A 20,219-nucleotide genomic window follows, 5' to 3' on the forward strand; every position below is an offset into this window, starting at 1 on the left:
GGAATACACATACAACTCCCGCAGTGCGATAACGCACTCCTCTTCCTTTCCTCACTCTTCCCTTCCAGACCTGCACTCTGCACTCTGCACTCTGCACTCTCGCGGAACGCGCTCCGCGTCCGGTCTGTCAACTTCTCTCGCTCATCCGCGAAGCACTCCGGGACCGCACTCCTGCGGTCGCCAACGGGAACACTTGGATGACATCGAACGCAGCTTCACCAATCGCCGTAGCTCGCACCCAGCAGCACCCAACTCTCGATCCTGCCGGACTAGGCTCGATCCCTGGCTTGCCCTTCGTTCCGGACACCATCCTGCGCCGGCACCGGGCCTTCATACCAACTGACAACCGTTTCCGAGCCGCCGCCCGGCTCCTGCAGGCCCTATGGCGCGAAGACCGCAATCTGCCCATCGGCGGCATTCATCCTGGCCGAGAAGGCAAGTCCCGCCGGCTTGGATCCTCTATCGCTATGTCAGCTGGCATGACCGGGGCGAACTTCATTCATCCCGCAATCGCCCGACTTGCTAAGCGCGAAATGATCTATCGCGAGGCAGGCGCGGCGTATGATGACATTCGCCTTTGGACCAATCTGCTTTCGTCCCAGCCATTAGTTTTCAATCTCTTCGCCCCCCTGAAACTCCATCTTCCCACAGCAACGGCAGTCTTCGAGGCGCTCGCGCCAGGCTTCATGCCTGAAGTCACCGAGATCCTCTTTGAACACTCGCCAGGCCGTGGCGACCTTCGTTTCAGCGGTGATGGAACGGCGTTCGATCTTCTCGTTCGTGGCTTTGGCCCGGCTAGGCAGCGGCGCTTCATCGCCATCGAAGTGAAATACAGCGAGAGTGGGCAAGAGCCCCTGCCGCGCTTCTCCGGACGTTATGACGAAATCGCTCCGAGCTCCGGCCTATTCATCGATGCGGCGGCCCCCGCCCTTCGGGCAAATCCAGCCCAGCAGCTTTTCCGCCAAATGTGCCTTGCCCATACGATGATCGAAACCGGGCTCTATGATGAAGGCCTGCACCTCTTCATCGCTCCCGGCTTGAATGCGCCCGCACAGAACGTCGCTACGAGCTTTGTTCGGCACCTCGCATCACCGCAGGACGGAAAGCTGCCGTTCATGGCCTTGACACTGGAGCGGTTAATCGAAGTTCTCGCCGATGTCGGTACGCCTGGCCATGCACGGGCGCTTCATCGCCGATACTGCGACTGGTGGCTGATTGACGGGGAACTGCAACTGGAGGAGCCCTCGGGGTGCGATTCCGAAGGCTTCATGAAGTCGGCATTCGTATATGCTGGAAAATCAGGGGCGGAGGATGCCGAGGCGGCATGAGCGCTGTTGCAAAACAGTACCACTCCTCTCTCATAAACCTTTGTAAATGCTTCTCTATTGACTGCGATTTCCCTCAATAGCAGGCTTTGGCTCCCAAACTTCATCTGTTTCCATTGCTTCCGCCCCTCCCTGGCTAAAACAGCCGGGGCGGGGACGTCACTGCAATCACCGTTCGGCTATTTCCCTCTATCAACGTATCCTTAGTGTGGCTCTTTCGAAGACTCCTTGCGTAGAAGGCTCCGAGACTTTGCGCGTTCCGTCAGCAAGCGCGGCTGGAGATCCAAACCGCGCACAAGCAATCGCAGGCTGCCGCCCATTTCCTCCTCAAGCCGAACAGCCTCGGCATTCAACATGTCAACAAGACCAGCCAAGTCTAGTGCCGCGCCGGTATCGGGGTGTTGCCATCTTCGAGGAGAATTTACGGTTACGAGCAAACAGCCGGCTCGGCTGTTCTCCGCCGCCATGTACTTGGCAACGAGCTGGTCTTTTATCGTCGCCCTCAGGTCAGCTGCAGAGCGATCTTTTTCGCCGATCTTCAGTTCGATGATAGCCTCATGCGCAGAGCCAGTTGAGCGCAGGCGGATATCGGTCTCTTTTTCGTCCGCTGTCACCGCTTCCTGGTCAACCGTATAGGCACCTTTGGCACCAGCGCGCAGTTCGCGAGCGATCTGCTGGCGCATAATCTTCTCGTCTCCGATGAGCGCCCAAGCCGCTCGGGGAGAGTCGTCGCGCAACAGTGTGTCGTCGATGTCATCCAGCCGATCGACCATCAGTATAAACATTTCGTCGCGTGTCAGTGGCGGTAATTCACCGTAACGGTCCAATGCCCTGATGTCGGCCTCAGTAAACGCAGCAGCATCCGCATCCTCTGCCGCACGCTCGCGGGCCATAGCTAGTGCTCGATCCTTGAAGTCGGCAAAGAGTGGATCTTGAGCCAATTGGAGTTTTATCGCCCAGCCTTCATGGCCGGTCGATGACAGAAGCGCGTTTACAATATTGCTGCGTCCGCGTTCCGCGTGATCACGTTCATTGGGAGTAAAACTGCCTTCACGCTTCATATCGTCAGACGGACGGACATACTGGTAGGCCAGGCGTGCTAGCCGCAACAACAGCTCAGGGGTGAAACCGGATGCAGACAGATAGGCCTCACCATCATCATGTGCGTTGCCGAACAGCGAACTGAACCAATCTGTCGCTGGGCCGAATCTTGCAGGCGGATGGGCCTTAATGGTGTTGGCGAGTGCATCGATTCCGTCTGCCGGGTTGAGACGCATCAGAACCGGCAACCAGATACCGTTCACAGCGTCTTTCGCGCCATCGGCCACTTCGGCCTTCGCCAGTTCATAGATGTTTGCGACAGTAGCAGCGTCGCCGTGCTGGGCAAGGATTTTGACCACCTGCCTTAGCCGGCTCGCACGCGCCGCCTGGTCATCGTTGTGCCCGAGGCGCCACTTGCCTTCATCTAACCAAGCACGCAGACGCGGCACGAACAGTTGTGCGACAGAGGGGGGCGCATGCCGGATGTTTTGCAACATACCGGAATGGGCAGTCGCCGAGTCGGAGAGTTCAACTGTCAACTCCGTTCCGAGTACAGCATCCACAGCGGTCGGATGTACATCTGCCAAACCTTCAAGCCACGCTGGAAAGCCATTTAGCTCTATGGGCGCGTATCGTAGCGCCAACTCGGCTTCATCGTGACTGAGTTTCTTGGCCCAATTCGGATCTTCGGCTTCTGCAGCGATGCCCGCCAAACCAAGCTGCCATCGAATCAGATAGGTGCCTTTCTCCTTTTGAGGCCGTTCGCTCCGCAACGTAGGACGATCCTTGCGCCAAAAGGCCATCATGGCTAGGCGGAGCCGGTCAGCAACATCTCTATTAAAATATCGCTCAATGAAACGTCGGCTCCATCCTGAGGCCCGGCTTTCATCGCCACTCCATTCCATCGCACGCCACAGACTCCAGGCGGTGTTGTCGGAACGATCATCGGCAAACACTGCATCAGGGTTATTGACGATTTCGCTCCAGAACATCATCCAACTGGCATGCGCTTTCATTTCACTGCGTTGTTCACGTTTCTGCCGCTTCGCATCCTCGCGTTCCAACCTGAGCATTTCAGGGCTACGCGGTTGCGGCTTGGCAAGCTGCTCAAGTGACTCAAGCAGGGCCGGCACATCGGAAACGTGCGGTCTTAGCGCCGCTAGATGGTCCACCCATTCAATATTTTCACCACGGGTGCGGATCGCCGCCTCAAGCAGCATCGCTCGATCATCGGTGGAACGGCTGCGATCCGCAAGCGATGCAAGTATCCAATCGGTATCCGCAGCATCTAGCCGCATAACTCCACCGTAAAACGCCACGCGAGCGTAACGGCGACCCGGATCACTCTGCGGAGAATAGGTTTGCAGCAACTTGTCATCTGCCTCAAACATGAGACGACGTGTATCGGATGGTAAGGCGACAATTGCAGCTGCCAACTGCTTCGCAGGCTCGGTATGATCGTATTCGCGTTCCGCCATTCGCAAGGCGACGGCGACGGAATTCAGCACTTCGGGTGTCGCGACACCACCCTGAAGCTGGCGGAGGCAGGTGGAGGCCAGTGCAGGCAAAAGGAACTGCCGTTTGCTCACGAGATGAGGCCACTTCTTTTGGTTCCAGACGACGCCTTCGACTGCTAGTTCGGTAAGTCCATCACGCAGAGCATCGAGCTGATCTGGTGGTAATTCAGCATGCTCGATGAGACGCGGGAACTGCCAGGAAATGTCCCCAACCGAGCGCCTTTTTTCCGTAACCCGTGCAAGCACCTTGCGGAGGTCTTGAACAGAAAGGTGGCCAGGGAACAAGCGTACCAGCACAGCGCGTGCGAGGCGGTTTGGCCAGAGCAACGGGTGTTCGACGACGCTGTTGCTGACGGAGGCAAGACGGGGATCTACGAGTTGTATCAGCGCCTCCAGTGCGTCGATCCGCTCGTCATCGGGTGCGGCGCCGTTTGTCGCGACATCGTAGGCAATATCCGCGCACTCACTCATCTGCCCCAGACCGATCAGGTTCAGCAGGACTTCGCGAATTTCAGGGTTTTCGATCCCGCGATCCCATAGCTGTTTGACCTCCGGCCCAAGTGCGACATCAGCAAAGCGATGGAGTTGGATGCTTGGCACGCGTAGTCCGCGCCAGCCGCCCTCGCCATGGCGTTCCACATAAGCGCGCAGTGCCAGCTGGCGCTTCGCATGAGAAAGTGACTCAGGATCACCGAAATTCAGCAGAACATCCGGCTCTCGCCTTAGTACCTCATCGAAAATCTCGTCGTCTCGTAGCGCCATCCAAGCGGATACCGGGCGTAGTGATGGCTTCAGCACCTTTTCACCCTGCGCAGTGGTCGTAAAAAGGATCCGCTTGATCGATCGGGAAGAGACCCCACGCTCCCTTAGCGCGAGAAGATGCTCGGAAGCGAGATACTCTATCACCGAGCGATGGTGGAAGCGTACACGTCCATAAGATGCAAAGCCGAAAAGCCCTCGTTCCAGAAGGGTCGTGCGTTCGTCGGTCGTCCAATCATGTAAAATCAATGAAGGATCTAGCGGCGCTTCTGCCGGATCGCCTTCGCGATCCGCTTCGGCGCTATGGCGCAACGTCAGCTTTCTACTGAGGGCTGCCGCCAGAGCCAGTCGACGAGCACCTTCCAATGCCTTGTCGGAAGACAAAGCGGCTCGTTCCTTGCTGTCATGCCTTGGCTTCAATTTCACGGAAATGTTGCTAGCCACCTGATCAAGATGCGAGCGAATACGACGATGTACTCGCCAATCGGCACACAGCTCAATCAGGTCTTGCGGACGGCGGACAAACTCCTCGGCGTTTCGCTGCCGAATATCTGCGAGCAACGCATCGGGGTCGTCTACCCCTTCTGCGATTGCCATCTGTTTGATCTGAGCAGTGGATAGAGGCAGCAGTGCAACATTACGCCAATCCCGTGCAAGCTTTTCCCCCGTAGACTTCTGCGATTGCCGCGCCATAGCGACATCCGCGAAATCCTTTCCGGTTGGAGAATCTTCTGGTTCATCGGGTACCGGCAAGATCTGTCGGAAAAGCTGTTCGTCGATGGGAATGGGGCGGGATGTGATCACCACACGGATCCGCCCCAATTGTCCTGCAACTGCCTTGGCCAGACGCTTCAGCGCATGCTCAAAAGAGCCTAGGCTAAGCTTCAATTCGTCGATTGAATCGAGAAAGAACGTAGCAATATCAGATTGAGATGCATGCCAGGCGTCGAAACGCACTTCCTCCTCATGGGAAAGAAGGTCTCGGAGGTTTGTGCGTGCAAGGTCAGCCAATTCAACATAAAAGGCGGGATCACCCGAAGCCCACAGCTCCCGCTGCTTCGCTCGGCATTCGAAAGTTTTGCCAGCACCAGCTTCGGATATGACGAGAATGCGTTTCGATCGTAAGAGATCTTCCCAGCTCGCGCCGTCGTGCCAGCCCAAATCCATGAGAAAGGCCGTCTGGTCCGCCTCGGATTTCTTGTCTGCGGGGATATCCTGAAAGACTCGTTGAATTTGAGATGCACTAGGGTCGGTTGCCATTGAATTTTCTCCCAGGGGGCAGAACATAACGACAACCTAGGCGTTAATCTATCTCATTTGCAGCTTCGTAGACAAAATCCGCAGCTTGCTGCCGACAATTGCAGCATCTCCGGCATTTACCACGCAAGGCCCTTTCAATGTATCTATCAAAATGGGAATGCGTGCGCGCGTGCCCCTTATCGACGGCCGATTTCAATATCCGGCAACAGCGTCGAGGTGGGAAGGCTATGAAGGGGCGGAAACCCTTCGTCAGATGATGCTGGCGGCAACGCCTTTTGCAGGGGCTGAAAAGGCCGGGCTTCATCTCGTTGGTGACCCGGCCATTATCGACGCAGAGATCGCGCTGACCCAGACGGCGACGGAAGAGACGACTGTGCATCAGCAAGATCGACTTGACGCTGCCGTCATCCGCAATACCCCGACCGGCCGGAAATCATCTTCTGCGAGGCGAAGCACTTCACTAATGGGAACTTCGCGCCAGTGGTGGCAACCTACCTGCCGTCATCGGCCAGATCGAGGACTACGAGAAGGCGTTGACGAGGTATGCACCCTCACTGGCGGAAGGCAATGTCGAGGTTGCGAAGGCACTCGTACGCATCAATGCCATGAAAGGCCTTGCTCGCAACGATGATGCCCCCGTGCTCAATGAGGCCATTCGCCAGATCGCAGAGAACAGCACTCGCCCTGTAATTGACGCCAAACCTCACCTTCTCATTTTTGGGTTCGACAAGGCGCAGCGTGATGATCCCGCATGGAAGAAGCACCTCGAAAAGCTAGAAAATCAGCTTGGCGGGCGGGTCCGAGCCATCGGTATTCCAACACGCCAGTCTGTGGCGGTTCGGCAACAATAAAAATTTATTCCGAAAAAGGCGCAATTTCTGAGGGCCTGAAATGAATACTAGGGGCGACCTGCTCCTAGCGAAGACGGCCGCGTCTGAATGCAGAAGGATGAGGCCCAATGAAAGCGAACAAGAATCCATCGAGATCGAAACGCACGTCGAACTGCGATTTTCCGGTTTTGCAATCGAATGATCGTCGCCACCAACTCGAGTGTGACGGCTGGCGGGAAAAGATAACCCTCAACCAGCAGGCGACCGGCGTGGCGCTGTTCTTTGGTGGAGAGCTCTCGTCCAGGAAGGTTCCCATCTATCTGGCGAACGCAACTGGCGCTCGATTGTGCAGTGTTTTTGGATCCGATGCAGGTTTCATCGATTTCAACGAAACTCACGAAGACACACTAGCTCATGTTCGTGCATTAGGAACTATCGACAGCGGCACAGGCAGCTTCTTGGACACCTACCTGCTCGACCTCGGCGGCGATTTTCTCATCTCGTATAGCTTCATTGCCACCTCTGAAGAGGGTGTCCGTTATCACGGATCCGCTTCAATTCAGCGCCCGCCCGACGATGGCTGGATCGCCCTTGAGAATTGGGCTCCGATCCAGGTCTGACCTTCCAAATCATCTCTCTGATAACAACCTACGGACGCCATTAGCGTCGCATGGAGCTTCCCATTGGACGTCGAATATTTCAAATCCTGGAAATTTGCATTCGCAATTGCCGCAGGCATCACAGTTCTCGTTACTGGCTTCAAGGTCGTGAACCGACCCGATCTGGCGACGCAAATTGCTCAACGACCGGCGACAGCGGCATTTCCAGGAGGAAAACCATCAGCTGATCTACAAAGCAAACCTTTGATAGAAGGCATGACGCAGCTGAGCCTAACCGCCACGCTCGCCGAACTTGAGCGGTACCTGACGCTGAACAACAATGAGATCGCTTGGGAACCCGAAAATGACAGGGCGTTCGTACTACGGACGACACGTGTCGATCCAATGACTCAAGTCATCAACAGTGTCGCGTTTCAAATGAAGGTCTACGAGCGCTCGGAGATTGTGAACCACGACCCCGCCTTGTCCTCCGGCGCAATAGCAGTGACCGCCATGGCGATCAATGCTGAGATGGTTGACCCTAGGATTGCGCAAAACGCGCTATTCCAAATCCAAAGTGAGATTGAATTGTTGCGCAGGCGTGGAGCATTTTGACGCAGACCACTGATACGATTTCTTGCTACAAAACATAGCCCGATTTAGACCGTGAGCCGTTGAATTGATTAGGTTATTGGTTGGGGAGGCAGCCAGGTGCAGGGTCCAGGTTCCCCAGCCAATTCTCCCTAAAAGCCCTTAATTCCTTGATTTTCCAGTCGTGCCGGATATCGTTTTGGCATCATTGGCGACCTGATGCCCAGAACTGATGCCCAAAGGTGATGCCCACGGCGCTTGAGCGCGGTGGACAGGCCCTGGGCAAAAGACAGGGCATTCGTCATGGCCGTGCGCCACGAGGTCGAGAATCTGATCCGCCGCGGAAATATCTTCTATTGGCGGGCGCGCGTCCCAAGCGCCTTCGGGCAATGCCGACCGGGCAGCCGGCTTTCATTGAGCCTTCACTGTTCTGATCATAAGAAAGCGCAGGCGATCGGCCGCAAGCTGAACATGCTGATTGCCGAAGTGAAGTTGAAGCAGAAGGAACCCATGTCCAAGGCGCAGCTCCAAAAGCTTTGCGAACACGAACGAGACATGATGCTCCTGCATCTGGAAGATGTCTCGATGGCAGCGCGGCGCTATGGCCGTCCCGCCGACATTTCAGAGCTGGAAATGGATCTGGAAAATGGATGGGCCTACCGACTGCTCGGTATGTTCGGCATAACCCATCACCTGACGCTGAAGGCCAATTGCCCCGGCTTCATCTATCTCCGGAAACAAGGGGTGCCCGCGTCCCATATTTTTGCGATCAACTCGAACTATGTCGAACTTCTACAAGAGGCGAACTCGCGCGGCTTCAAGGAAGGCATTCGAAGATTGATGCACCTCTTCGAAATCAGTCCACACCCGCTCAACGAGGAAAAGGCCATGAAGGCCTATTTCAATGGGCGGGCAGAGGCTCTCTTCGACGTCGCAGAACGGCATCCGCTCGCGGATCGCGACCTCAGCGAACTCACGGGCGGTTCGGCTTCGAGGACGCAGCCTGCAATCGTTGAAGTTGCCGCTCTAAAAACGGCGCAGCCATTGTCGGAGATCACAAATCCCGCCGATGACGTTGTCGCGCCCCCTACGCTCGAAGCAATGTCGATCAGGGAGCTTGATCTCACTCCCTTGCCGCGGTCGACCCTCAAAGAGCCGGTTGAGGAACAGACCCGACCCGTCATTCGTCTCGCGGATTTCGAAGCCGAGTGCGAAAAGCTCGTGAAGAACATGAAGGACGCTTGGGATGAGACTACCGCACGTGACGCTCGTGCGCTGGTTCGCATCTTCAAGGGCGTGCTCGAAGAACACGGTGTTGAACACACCGGCCAGATTACCCAGTACCATCTCGGCAAGCTTCGCCAGCACTTCAATGAAATTCCCGTTAGCTGGGGAAAGAGCGCCAGAATGAGGGCGATGTCGGCACCCGAGCTTCGCGCTGAGGGCGAGAGGCTGCGCGAGCAGGCCGAGACGGAGGGCAAAGAGGCGGCCGTGGGCTTGAGGGCAGCCACCATCCGCAAACACTTCGGAAATTTGAACCATTTCCTGAAACATGTCCGCGGCCACGGGTTTGACGTCGAGGATTGGACCTTCGACGGCTTGAGGCCGAAAAAGCCGAAGCTTGGCAGTATTCGCAAACAACAGCACAAGCCGAAGCCCGACGAAATCAAACCGATTTTTTCAAGCCCGATCTATACTGGTTCGCTGAACCACGATCGAGGCCGTAAAAAGCCGGGACCGCATGTCTTTCATGACGCGGCTTATTTCTTGCCGATCATGTTCTCCTACCTCGGAGCCCGGCGGCGCGAATTCGCTGGTCTTGCACTGGACGACATCGCTGAAGATGATGGCGGCCTCGTGCTGATCCTGCGGACAAACAAATTCCGGCGGCTGAAGACCGAGCAATCAGAGCGGCTGTTGCCACTGCCGGAAGAGCTGGTTCGCTTGGGCTTCGTGGACTACTGTGCAACGCTCCAGGACCTGGGATATGAGGCCGTATTCCCTGACCTCTTTTCCGACAAGACGCTGAATGATCCTGGCGACCGCTTCTACGACGTTTTCCTCCCGCTCATGAAACAGGCCTTGGGAGAGAAAATGTGGGATCGAGCTTTCCACGCCCTACGCCACGGCATGGCTGATACCCTACTTCAGGCGGGCGTCCCGCCCTTGGTCATCGACGACATCTCGGGACGGCTCAGTCAGGGCAGCGAGACAAGCCTTCGCTACACCAACCCCGCTGGTTTGCCGTTAATGCGCGATGCTCTCAGCAAGTATCCGATCATCACCGCCGGGATCGAACCCAAGCCGATCAAACTGCTCCCATGGGTCGAAAAGCGGCTGCCACCACCGTGGGCGCGCGAGGCGAAGAGCGAGGCGAGACGCCGGAAATAATTTCCGACGTCTCCGTCTGCATTAGGCGGCTTCCCAGACCTGATTGAGGATGCGCGCGGCAAGTGCGGCCTTGTCCTGGGGCAAGAAGCGCCCGTAATGCTTGGCCACCATGTCGGCGGTGTCCTGGATCGCGTAGCTCGCCTGCTCGTAAGAGCCGGTCTGCTTCAAAATGTGGGTCGCCAGCACGTCGCGGACGTTGTGCGGACCATGAGGCAAAAGCCCCTTGATTGCGCCTCGTCCGGTATAGGGGTTGTGAATCCCGTAGCGCTGGATCGTGAGACGCCACGCCTCGTAGAAACTGGTCGTGTCGTAAGCCGCGTCGGTACTCGTCGTCTTGACCGTCTTGACGAAGAATGTGCCGGGATCCGCGGCCGACCGTAGCAGCACCGAGCGGTGCCGGTCGACGTAGGCGTCGATGTACTTGTAGAGATCCAGGAGGTCCGGAAGCACGAGCCGGAAGGGCTTGTCGCCAAAGAAGGACGAATGCGCGTTCTTGAAGGCGACGGCAGGAATGAAAACCTCCCAGCCGCCTTCCCGATCACTCCAACGGATTTCGCCGCGCTTCATCTTTTCCAGCGCGCGTTCCGAACGCGGCATCGATCCCTTCGGATTGAGCATAAGTTGCCTGAGGTTCTTCTGGCGAAGCCCCAGGTGCAAGCCAAGCCTCAGCATCAGAAATGATCGCACCGCTTCGGCAGCCGGCCGAGGGTAACGATGTTCATCCGGCATCAGGCGGATGATCTCCTCCGTGATTTTGCGATACTCGCCAACAGGGCTTGCCGCCTCAAGGACCGGCATGATCGGCTCGAATGGATCGCGATGGACACGAGCGATCCGCTGGATTTCCTTGACGCGGTGGGCTGCATGCTTGTGGAAGTCATCGCAGGCACCGTGCCAGTCCGCGTTGGCGTAATCGATCTCATTCTGTGAGACGAGGCCGGCGACCGGTTGAACCCGCGCCAAAAGCTCCGGATGCTGTCGAAGCCACCCCGTGCCCTCCTTGGTGATCGCCAAGGCGATCCGCAACATGTCGACCTCCCAAGCAGTGAAGAAGCCGCGGCGTGTCTCCCGCCACTGCAGGTACCAATCCCAAACGCCAGGAAAAATGAGAAGGCCGAACGTCAACTGCCGAAGCGGTACCCCATAGCCCTTCACCTCTCCATCCTTCGCCGCAGCAAGGGCGCCGAACATTAGCCCGAGATGCTCGATCTTCTGAGAGGCGGTCTCCTCGCCCCAGACCCCGTTTCGCTGAAAACCGACCGACGTCAAAGCCGACGTCTTGAAGCGAACCAGGTCGGCCATTTCCATGGCAAGTGCCGGTGGCGCTTCTATCACGCCTGACAGCAGGTCAGGATCCTCGACCCAGGTCTCCTCGTAGTTCGCGGGCACGATGATTTTTCCGTCGCGTGGCGCTCGACCGCCATAGGAGACGCCGGGGAAACGGATGGCATAGCGTTGCTTGGCGGCGGCTGCCTGATATTTCCTGTAGTCGGTCGTGCCGCTGATGATCACACGCCGCACCCAATCGACGATCTCCTCCCTCTTTTGGAAGGACAGCGTGTTAAAATCCTCAGGCAAATGCCAGGCGATGCGACGCCGCTCGGCAGGTTCAATGCCGGACAATTCAAAGCCTGACGCCGATCGTGAGGGGTGCGGAAGCTTGGCTTTGAAGTAACCGGCCGGGAGCCGGTATCGCCGCTCGATCCGCGATAAGATCTCAAAGCTCTCGGTACTGCGCGGCACTCTCCGACCTTCGATCCAGCTTAAAAGCGTATTCTTATCCGTGACGTCATCTGGACCGATGATGCCGCGATAGAGCGTCCAGTAGGTTTCGCCATGGCGCCGTAGATGAAGCTGCAAAGCCTCCGAGAAGTCCGCCGGTTCCTCCCAAACATCGAACAGGGCTTCTGGAAATTCCAGATGTACGCGGGTGCTTGCTGCGGTAGCCGGCCGCGAGGACGGTGGCTGCTTCGGCATCCGCAGGGCAACTGCAGTGGCCACCTTGGCCCTCGGTGTCTTCCGTTTTCGACCGACTTCCGGGTTTGCTGCACTGGCTGAAAGGCGCGTGTCTCGAATCCACCGAGCGATAGCATCGAAAGCCGGATCAATCTGCCGTGCATTGTTCGCGAGGAGCTTGGCGTCCACGCTGCAGGCTGCTGCGACGACGTCCCAGTCCGTCTTGCCGCTGGCTCGCGGCGCTGGTCGCCCCGTCTGAATGAGCGTGTGCATATACCACTTCAACCGAGAAAGTTCGTCGTCCTCCAAAAGCGGCGTCAGCCGTAGTTGGCAGAAGGCATCGATCTTGCGTTGAAAGGCTTTGGTAGAAAATTCGTTCATTTCCATTCACATAGCTGTTGTTGTCGTTCCCGCAGATGCGGGGCACGCGAGCTATGGGACTGGCATTAACCTCCGGTAACTACGGGTTACCGGAAGAGGAAGGCTTTATAAAAGCGATTCATCTGCAAACGGCGTTTCATGTAGTAACGGGGGGACGAAGTCCCTGAATGATAACGCCGTTTGCAACAAGTTGGTAAACAAGCAGAGGCGATGGCCAGGAATCATCAGCCCTGCAGGTGAACCTTGCGGCGGAAAGGCTGGTCATCGTGGGCATAGCGATCAACGAGATCGTCGAAGACTTCGTAAGAAGCCCGCTCGTCAAAGCCCTGGTTGACCAAAAGCGTGACCAAGTAATCCGCTAGCTTGTCGAGCTGATCGCGGCGACCTTCATTGATATAGCCGCTGACCGTCCAGACCAGCAGTGTCCTCGCGACGTCGTCCCGGTCCGGGCGCCGCTCGGCCCGATGCCGGTCCCGGAGCCGCTGCTGCCGTTCCCGCTGCCTGGCGTTCCGCTCTTCCAAGGTCTGTCGTGCCATGTTTTCTCCCCTTGTTGTCATCGATGGCACTATGATGGTCAGAGGACCGGCGGCACGGCGCAAGGCGTTTGTCGCTGAAACGGAATCATTTTGTTTTGAATCGGAATTCCGGAGTTTCGAATCGGATGAGCGCAATTTGTTTTGAGTTGCGGGCACGTTGAATGCCGTTGTCGGCAACTTATCGATCGCGGCGGCGAGCATGCGGGTGGCGGCGCTGGTCACTGCTGCACCGTCCGGGTTGATTGCCTGAATCGGATTTTTCGAACTCGGAATCGGTCGCTCCGAGATTGGAAACAAAAATCTCGGGAATGGAATCGTTCGCCTGCAGCTTTGAATCGTTGCTCGGTGGTCCTGAATCCAATCAGCGCAATTTGTCTCAGGTTGCGGGTAACGCGACGTACATCGAGTCGATGTGCGGGCAACCTGAAGCCACGGAGGCCAAGGGCCATTTCGACGGTCCGCCGCCATGCTCGGCACGGCGACAGACCGTGCGAATGCTACGCCGAGGCGTTGAGGATTGCATCGACCGCCTGACCATCAAGCGCCTGAGCGTCGAACAGCTCGCGGACCAGCCGGTCGAAGGCCTGCCGGTTCTCCAGGATCACTTCCGTTGCCCTTGCCTGGGCGAACTCGAGCCGCCGATGCACCCGCTCTGCCAGATCGACATCGCGGCTGAGGATTACGGTCGGATCCTTGTGTTCAAGGTAGAGCAGCGGATGGCGGCCCCCGAAGCCGAGCGCCTGCTCCACATCGAGCGCAACACGGGTTGCGCGCGCCAGATCGCTCTGTTCGGCGCCGCCGGAGCCTCCTGAGACGGTCTTCAGCACAATGGCTTCTGCCGCGCGCCCGGCCATGAGCATCGCCAACAGCCGCCCGTACCAGTCTTCGGTATCCGGATGGTTGGTGGCGAAGGTCACAGCGTTGTGGCCACCCTCTTTAGTGTCGATCGTAAGAGCCATGATCGATCCGAGCCGCAATGCGTGATGGACGACAGCATGACCGGATTCGTGGATCGCAAGACGCCGCCCGACGTCATACGGGACCGGTGGGCGGTTATCGCGGATGCCGGCTTCGATGTCGGCATAAGTAAGGCGGCGCTTTTCGCGCCGTGCTTTCAACCGAGCTTCGCGCACGATGCGTTCGATGTCCGCGCCAGTCAGGCCCATCGCTCGTGTTGCGAGACGTCGCAACGCCTGGAGCACCGAGGTGTCCTGCTCGACCGTCTCTGGCCTATCGATGTCGCGCTCGGCGCCATCCTCCAGAATGATCTCGATTTCGTCCGAGAAGCTGTCGATCTTCATATTGCCTGTCATCGCTGACCTCCAAGGAGATCGTCCGACGCGGTGACGACGTCGAGGTCGTTCCCCAGATGATGAGCGAGAATGCCAGCGAGTGTCGGAATGTCGGGCCGCGGGATTTCGATATGGGTCTCGAGCCGTCCCGAGCGGCGAATGGCTTCATCGATTTCGGCCGGCCGGTTGGTGGCGCCGACGACAATGACGCCATCGGTTTTCACGGCGCCATCGAGCAATTCGAGGAGCTTGTTGACGCACGCGTTCCAGTAGTCGGAATAAGACCGAGACGCCGAAGCCCGTTTGCCGATGCCGTCGATCTCGTCAATGAACAGGATGCAGGGCGCTTGGCGCCGGGCCTCGGCAAGAGTATCTGCCATCCTGCCCAGCACATCATGCAAGTATTCGCCTTGCAGCCAGGTCGAGACGGAAGTGGCGACGAGCGGTACCTGCAGCGAATTGCAAAGCGCCCGTGCGAAGGTGGTCTTACCGGTCCCTGGAGGTCCGGACAAAAGAAGCTTGGTGCTCATCTGTGACCACGCCAGCTCGCCGCCGAGATAATCCGCAAGATCGGTTTTCAGGCCGAGCGCCCAGTCTTTTGCCGCACCATAACCTGTCAGCGTCTCCACTCGCAGCGCGGTCAGCGCAGACGTATCCTTGATGGGCTCCGGCTGGATCACTTCAGAGCCGGTGGGCTTGGCTTTTGATTTGCGTTTGTCTCTGTCATTTGACGCCGAGGTCGACGACGTCGATGTGCGACCGTCGGACCCGCAGCCATCCCCCGAGTTCTCTCCTCTGCGCTCGCTTGGGCTTTGCGTGATGAGACGCCGCGAGGAGGCCGCCTTGTCTCCGTCGTTCCCATCTTTCTTATCGTCGCGGTTCAGCGCCGCCAGTCCGGTGAGCGCATCGAGGCTCGACAGGATCGGACGGCCGGGCCTGATTGCGATAGCTAGATCGTCGAGCGTCAGCGCCTCTGCGTCGATCCTCGCGATGCTGCTGTCATGACGCATGACCGCCTCGCTGCCGTAGATCGCTTCGAGCAGGTCGGCGATCAGCAGGCGATCGATCCCGGCGCCCGTCAGTCTGATATCGCATGTCAGATCGACCTGGTCAGGCACGCCATTGTGTGTCTCCGACACGGCAAGCACCGGTGTCCCATCCGCAAGCGCCCGCAGCAATTGTCCGCGCAGTGCGGCCCGGCTCGGGCGGTTGGTCTCGCCAGCCGGGACCTGCAGGAACACGCGTCTGGTCTCGCTGTCTACCCAACGCCAGAGATCGTCGTTGAAGGCAAAGTCCACCGCCGCGCCATTGTACGGCCCATACGGCACGATGCCGGTGTTTTCGATAAGCTGCGGCAATGCCCGCTCAAAGCCGTCGGCGAGGATCTGGATAGAGAAGACGGGTGCCGGCTGCCGCAAAAGCGCGACCAGATCGCGCAGTGTGACGCCGGACTGTTCCATTGCCGCGGCAAGCAGCAGCAGAGTGGCCATGGGTTTGACGCTGGGTTTGTAGCCAGCCTCTGCAACGACGCGGACTGCGTAAGAACGTGCGACCGGGTCGGTGCCCGCTTCGTTCGCTGCACGCCGCGCGACATGCGCCGGCCACGCCGGCACGGCCGGAACGAGAACGGGTCGGCCGTGACCGTCCTGCGGTGCATCGATCAGAAAGCCCGCAAGATGATCGCGGATCCACTGCCGGTCCTGCTTCAGGTCGCCAGTGAGATGGGAGGGATCGAAGGCGGGGCTGAAGCGGCCGACGACATGACCGTCGACGGTCGCGGTCCTCATTGTCAGCAGGCCGTTGCGGACCGCCAGACGCCGACGGCCCGGCGCTCGACATGATGCAGGCGGCGGATGAGAAAGGAGGACAGGCGATCCATCAGCGATCCTCCTTCATGGCTGGGAGAACGGAAACAATTTCCGGCGGCACGCCCTGACGAGCGGCCGTCCGATGATTGGCGCCGGCCCTCCTGTTGAGACAGTCGAGAACCAGGCGGCAGGCTGGCTCGCCTGAACGTGCCAGGTGGCGCAGCCGGTCGAGCAGCACGGAGGGAATGGTGCGCCTGTCCCGCTGCCGCTGCCGGGCAAACGCAAGCGTGAGGCCGATGATCAGAGCCGGGTCGTCCTGCGGACGCGGAGCCACGGGAGGCTGACTGGTTTCGGGAGCCTCCGAGCTGCCCCGCTTGAGGCGGGCAGATGTCGATGATGATGATGTTTCGGGAATGATGTCTGCGGACATGCAGGATCTCCTCGCCGGTCCAGCGTTGATGGACGGCGTCTTCAGAGGATGACGGGAACGGGAAGAGGCTGCCGCGGCGTCACGCGCCGCGGCCATAGCCTCATTCGAGCGAAGGCTCGGTAGTGTCAGGCGTCGAGCAGACGCCGGGCAAAGCCGATGCGGATGTGCTCGGGCGGCCAGGAGACAGGGTCATCTGCCAGTGACTCTGGATCATCGCGGCCATCGTCATCATCGAAGGTCGGGGCTTCGCAGGAGCCACAACGGCATCCCAGTTCGTGCTCCTCGATACCGTTCGTGACGTCGTCGCAGACCATGACGCGCGGGATTGCCCGCAGCACACCGAACCGACGCGCGGATGTCGACGTCAGAGGCATAATTGGTTCGGAAGCCGGGACCGACGTCACGGCTGGCGTCGCCGGGAAACCGAGTGCGCGGCGCGCCTCTGCTTCGAGAAGCTGCTGCACGCGGCGCCCGAAACGCAGGCGCAGTTCCGCCATGCAAGCCGCCGCCCCATCGATCTCGAGAAGGTCGTCGACTTCCGACAGCGCCCAGACGCCCGCCGCATGATCGCTCGGACGGCTGGCGCCATCGACGATCGCAACACCGACCGTCTCGACCATCATCCGCTTCTGCGTCTTGTAGAGCCAGTCCGGCAGCACCATGGCTGACGCCAACATCTTGAGCTTCAGCTCTTCGAGCCGACTGGTGTCGCCATAGGACGCGAGCGACCGCTTGAGGTCGAGAACGAAGGCGGCGCGCCTGGCGCGGTTCACGACGATCAGATCCGGCGTGTAGCTGCCCTTGGCCGGCGCTTCGCAGTCAAGACGGACGCCCTCGAGCTGGCGCCAGTGATTGCCGGCCACCGCTTCGATCGCGGCTTTAACCAGTGGCAGCTTGATCGACTGCATCAGGACGACGAGATTCGGATTCACCTTGGCGAGCCGCTCGACGGCCTGCTCCAGGAGCTTGCCTTCGCGGAACGAGACCGCCCTGACCAGCGAGGCGACATTGACATAGTGCCCGAGGATTTCGTCCTCGACCGGCTCGCCGTCGGCAATCGCGGCGATGGCCTTCTCGATCAGCACGTCGAAGTCGATCTCGACGTCGGGGTAACGCACCATATGCAGGTGGCGCCGCAGCACGGGCGGTTCAGCCTGAACAGCGGCACGCTCACCGAAGTGGCGCCGGGACGCCGAGCCAGCGGCAAAAGACATGGTGGGGGATGCCGCATGCGCGCCGCGCAGAACTTCCCCGGCGGGGGATGAAGCGTGTAAGTTGGTCAAAGCCCGATTCCTTCTAGTACAAGGCTTGAGGGTCAGGCCCTTGGTAGCGTTGGCGCGCTGCCTTGGGCCGTTTCGCTCCTCTCTGGTGGAGCCACCTAGTCCTGACAGGACCCGGACCGGATCTCAAGGATCCCCACGGCAAAAAGAGAACGGATCCGGAACACGGTTAACAGCGGGCTCATGTCCGAATTCGGTTTGCACTCGATGGTAAACGAGCAGTAAAGCGCGATAAGCACGGCGCCAAACGGACAATCGGAATCAAGAAAGGGGCTCAAAAGCCCCTTTCTTATGTTCAGTCCGCCGACGCCCCGGCGAGTTTGCGCACCAGCGCCTTCGGCTTCCGCAGTCCAGACTGCCCCTCGGTCAAACCGAAAGGGAGGACATTGGATTCACCGCTCTCCGAGGCTCCCCCACTCCGGGCGAACATCGCTGGCGGCACGTAGTCCTCCAGAGCTTCATCTGCGTCTTCGGACGGATCGATGCTCGGCGCCTCTACCCGCACGATGCCACCCAGCGCCTCCAACCCACTGCGCATCACCGTGTCCGGTGAGCTCGAGGCATCCGCGGTCGCAAGCGGCCATTCGGGTTGCTTCGTGCGGGACGTTGCCCAGTCGAGGAGCGGCAGCACCGACTGGCTGAGCCACACCTCTAGCTCCTTGGCCTCAGGCCAGGCTTCCCGATCGCCCACGTCGTCGAGCGTCTCGAAGACCTGGTGCCAGCGGCTTCCGGGGACAAGTTCAGTCGCGGTGAGCTTGCGGACGTCGATGTCACCCGGCGCATCCAGAAGCAGGACGTTTCCCAGACTGCGCTTGGCCAGTCGGGCCAAGGGCTCAAGCACCGGAACGACAGCCTTCTTCTGCAGACGCTTGCCCTGCGGTTTGCTTTCGAGAATGTCTTCCACTGCCTTGGCAAGAGCTGCCGCACTCTCAACGAAAGCGGCAACACCACTCTTCGTCTTGAGGTCGATCAGCGCCCGCAGTCCGGATAGACCGCCGACGTCGGCAAGCTCCTTTGCGGAGACTTCCTCGGAGGCTGCTTCGGAACCGTCCGTCAGCAAAGCTTTCACCTCGCTGACTCGAATACCGTCGTTCTCCTCCGCGTGGGCAAAGGCGGCTTCGATCTTTTCCGCTGGCGCGGACGCCAGATGGAAAAGCACTGTGGGGCTGATGGCAAGCTCGACTGCACGCTCACGGTAGGCGGTAAGGTTTCGAGCAACGGCCCGGTAATTCCGTGCCGTCTTCGAGGAGATGTCGCATCGCTGCGAAACCCATTTTTCGAACGTCCCCGGTTCGACGAGTTCGGACGCCTGCTCCAGCAGGTCACCTAGTGCGAACGCCTGGTCCGTGGAGCGGCGCCCCAAAGCCTGAATGTCAGCGGCTGTCGCTTCCAACGCTTTCATGCTCCGGGCGTCGATGTCGGCCGCGCCGTAGTCAAAGCGGGCGGGTGCCCGTTTTGCTGTCTTGTTCGTCATGTCAAAGATCCTTGCACGTTGCAAACTCATCAACTGCATTCACGCAATTGATGGATACATTATCCCTCTGATCGAAAAGCAAGACAAGGCGTATCGAAAGTTGCGTATCGAGAATTTACTTCATTAAGTCTCGGCTATACAATGATTACTACTTAATTAATCCTCGCATTCATCAAATTTGAGAAATTTTATTTTCCATTCCATCAAGTAACAATACACAACCCTAGGACGCAACATCTGGCGCGTGTGCGTGTTTTCGAACACCGGCCGACCTGGTAACACCAGAACGATTCATAGAGGTGCAACGATGTCAAAAGCGGTCCTGACGACGAAAGTCGACCCGACCTACGACGACCTTCCGGAGCAACGGTACCATTTCCGGCGCACCTATCTGCGTCAGGTCGAGGCTGCACGCGGTGACTGGATCGTCTACTATGAGCCCCGGCGGCCAAGCGGCGATCTTATGAAGACGGGAGGCAAGCAGCCATTTCGCCGCAGCCAGGATCACAGATATCATCGAGGATCCGTCTAGAGCCGGTGCTCTCATTAGACTCGAGCACTGAGTCTTTGGTAGCGCCTGCTTGTTTCGAGTCGCGCCGATGACCGCCTTCGCTGTTCCCACCGTTTCATCGAGAGAAATTTAAGGCTGAAGAGGCGGAAATTATTTCCGGATAAATTGCACTCTCTGACATCCAAGGTTGAAAGGAATGGGCCTAAGGGCAATAGTCCTTTCCGATTCTGGGGGAAGC

At 58.7% G+C, this 20,219-nt stretch carries 14 protein-coding genes; 6 read left to right on the top strand and 8 right to left on the bottom strand.

What is annotated here, in order from left to right:
- The first annotated feature begins 197 nt into the window (after positions 1 to 197).
- The gene (locus J5N58_RS21445) at positions 198 to 1,328 is read left to right on the top strand and encodes a PGN_0703 family putative restriction endonuclease (RefSeq protein WP_244712929.1); all 1,131 of its coding nucleotides are present in this window, start codon (positions 198 to 200) and stop codon (positions 1,326 to 1,328) included.
- A 200-nt stretch (positions 1,329 to 1,528) separates the two neighbouring features.
- On the opposite strand, the gene J5N58_RS21450 is transcribed toward J5N58_RS21445, so the two are convergent.
- Positions 1,529 to 5,902 carry an NACHT domain-containing protein gene (locus J5N58_RS21450; protein ID WP_244712931.1) on the bottom strand — a complete coding sequence of 1,458 codons (4,374 nt, stop codon included), beginning with the start codon at positions 5,900 to 5,902 and terminating at the stop codon, positions 1,529 to 1,531.
- 533 nt (positions 5,903 to 6,435) lie between these two features.
- Between J5N58_RS21450 and J5N58_RS21455 the strand changes: the two genes are divergently transcribed.
- From J5N58_RS21455 to J5N58_RS21470, 4 genes are all read left to right on the top strand, one after another.
- Positions 6,436 to 6,753 (top strand): hypothetical protein, encoded by a 318-nt coding sequence (locus J5N58_RS21455; protein ID WP_244712941.1) that lies wholly within the window; start codon positions 6,436 to 6,438, stop codon positions 6,751 to 6,753.
- 107 nt (positions 6,754 to 6,860) lie between these two features.
- Positions 6,861 to 7,352 carry a hypothetical protein gene (locus tag J5N58_RS21460; protein WP_244712943.1) on the top strand — a complete coding sequence of 164 codons (492 nt, stop codon included), beginning with the start codon at positions 6,861 to 6,863 and terminating at the stop codon, positions 7,350 to 7,352.
- Positions 7,353 to 7,415: 63 nt separating this feature from the next.
- Entirely contained in the window at positions 7,416 to 7,946 is a 531-nt protein-coding gene (locus J5N58_RS21465) for a hypothetical protein (RefSeq protein WP_244712945.1), read from the top strand.
- Between the two features lie 243 nt (positions 7,947 to 8,189).
- Positions 8,190 to 10,313 carry a site-specific integrase gene (locus J5N58_RS21470; protein WP_244712992.1) on the top strand — a complete coding sequence of 708 codons (2,124 nt, stop codon included), beginning with the start codon at positions 8,190 to 8,192 and terminating at the stop codon, positions 10,311 to 10,313.
- Between the two features lie 21 nt (positions 10,314 to 10,334).
- Here J5N58_RS21470 and J5N58_RS21475 read toward each other — a convergent pair whose 3' ends face one another.
- The 7 genes from J5N58_RS21475 to J5N58_RS21505 form a co-directional block, all read right to left on the bottom strand.
- The gene (locus tag J5N58_RS21475) at positions 10,335 to 12,656 is read right to left on the bottom strand and encodes a hypothetical protein (RefSeq protein WP_244712947.1); all 2,322 of its coding nucleotides are present in this window, start codon (positions 12,654 to 12,656) and stop codon (positions 10,335 to 10,337) included.
- A 218-nt stretch (positions 12,657 to 12,874) separates the two neighbouring features.
- Positions 12,875 to 13,408 carry a hypothetical protein gene (locus J5N58_RS21480; protein ID WP_244712956.1) on the bottom strand — a complete coding sequence of 178 codons (534 nt, stop codon included), beginning with the start codon at positions 13,406 to 13,408 and terminating at the stop codon, positions 12,875 to 12,877.
- Between the two features lie 275 nt (positions 13,409 to 13,683).
- Positions 13,684 to 14,487, bottom strand: a complete 804-nt coding sequence (locus tag J5N58_RS21485) for an ATP-dependent metallopeptidase FtsH/Yme1/Tma family protein (protein ID WP_244712958.1) — start codon at positions 14,485 to 14,487, stop codon at positions 13,684 to 13,686.
- An 8-nt stretch (positions 14,488 to 14,495) separates the two neighbouring features.
- Complete coding sequence (locus tag J5N58_RS21490; protein WP_244712960.1) at positions 14,496 to 16,265, bottom strand: AAA family ATPase; 1,770 nt, start codon at positions 16,263 to 16,265, stop codon at positions 14,496 to 14,498.
- 91 nt (positions 16,266 to 16,356) lie between these two features.
- On the bottom strand, positions 16,357 to 16,716 hold the full coding sequence (locus J5N58_RS21495) for a hypothetical protein (RefSeq protein ID WP_244712962.1): 360 nt from the start codon (positions 16,714 to 16,716) through the stop codon (positions 16,357 to 16,359).
- 125 nt (positions 16,717 to 16,841) lie between these two features.
- Positions 16,842 to 17,930, bottom strand: coding sequence for a hypothetical protein (locus tag J5N58_RS21500; RefSeq protein WP_244712964.1), 1,089 nt, complete (start codon positions 17,928 to 17,930; stop codon positions 16,842 to 16,844).
- 361 nt (positions 17,931 to 18,291) lie between these two features.
- Positions 18,292 to 19,470, bottom strand: a complete 1,179-nt coding sequence (locus tag J5N58_RS21505; protein ID WP_244712966.1) for a hypothetical protein — start codon at positions 19,468 to 19,470, stop codon at positions 18,292 to 18,294.
- A gap of 307 nt (positions 19,471 to 19,777) precedes the next feature.
- Here J5N58_RS21505 and J5N58_RS21510 point away from each other — a divergent pair, with 307 nt between their 5' ends.
- Positions 19,778 to 20,002, top strand: a complete 225-nt coding sequence (locus tag J5N58_RS21510; RefSeq protein WP_244712968.1) for a hypothetical protein — start codon at positions 19,778 to 19,780, stop codon at positions 20,000 to 20,002.
- Positions 20,003 to 20,219 lie beyond the last annotated feature (217 nt).

Source organism: Paenirhizobium cremeum (assembly GCF_022884085.1).
Lineage (GTDB): Bacteria > Pseudomonadota > Alphaproteobacteria > Rhizobiales > Rhizobiaceae > Allorhizobium > Allorhizobium cremeum.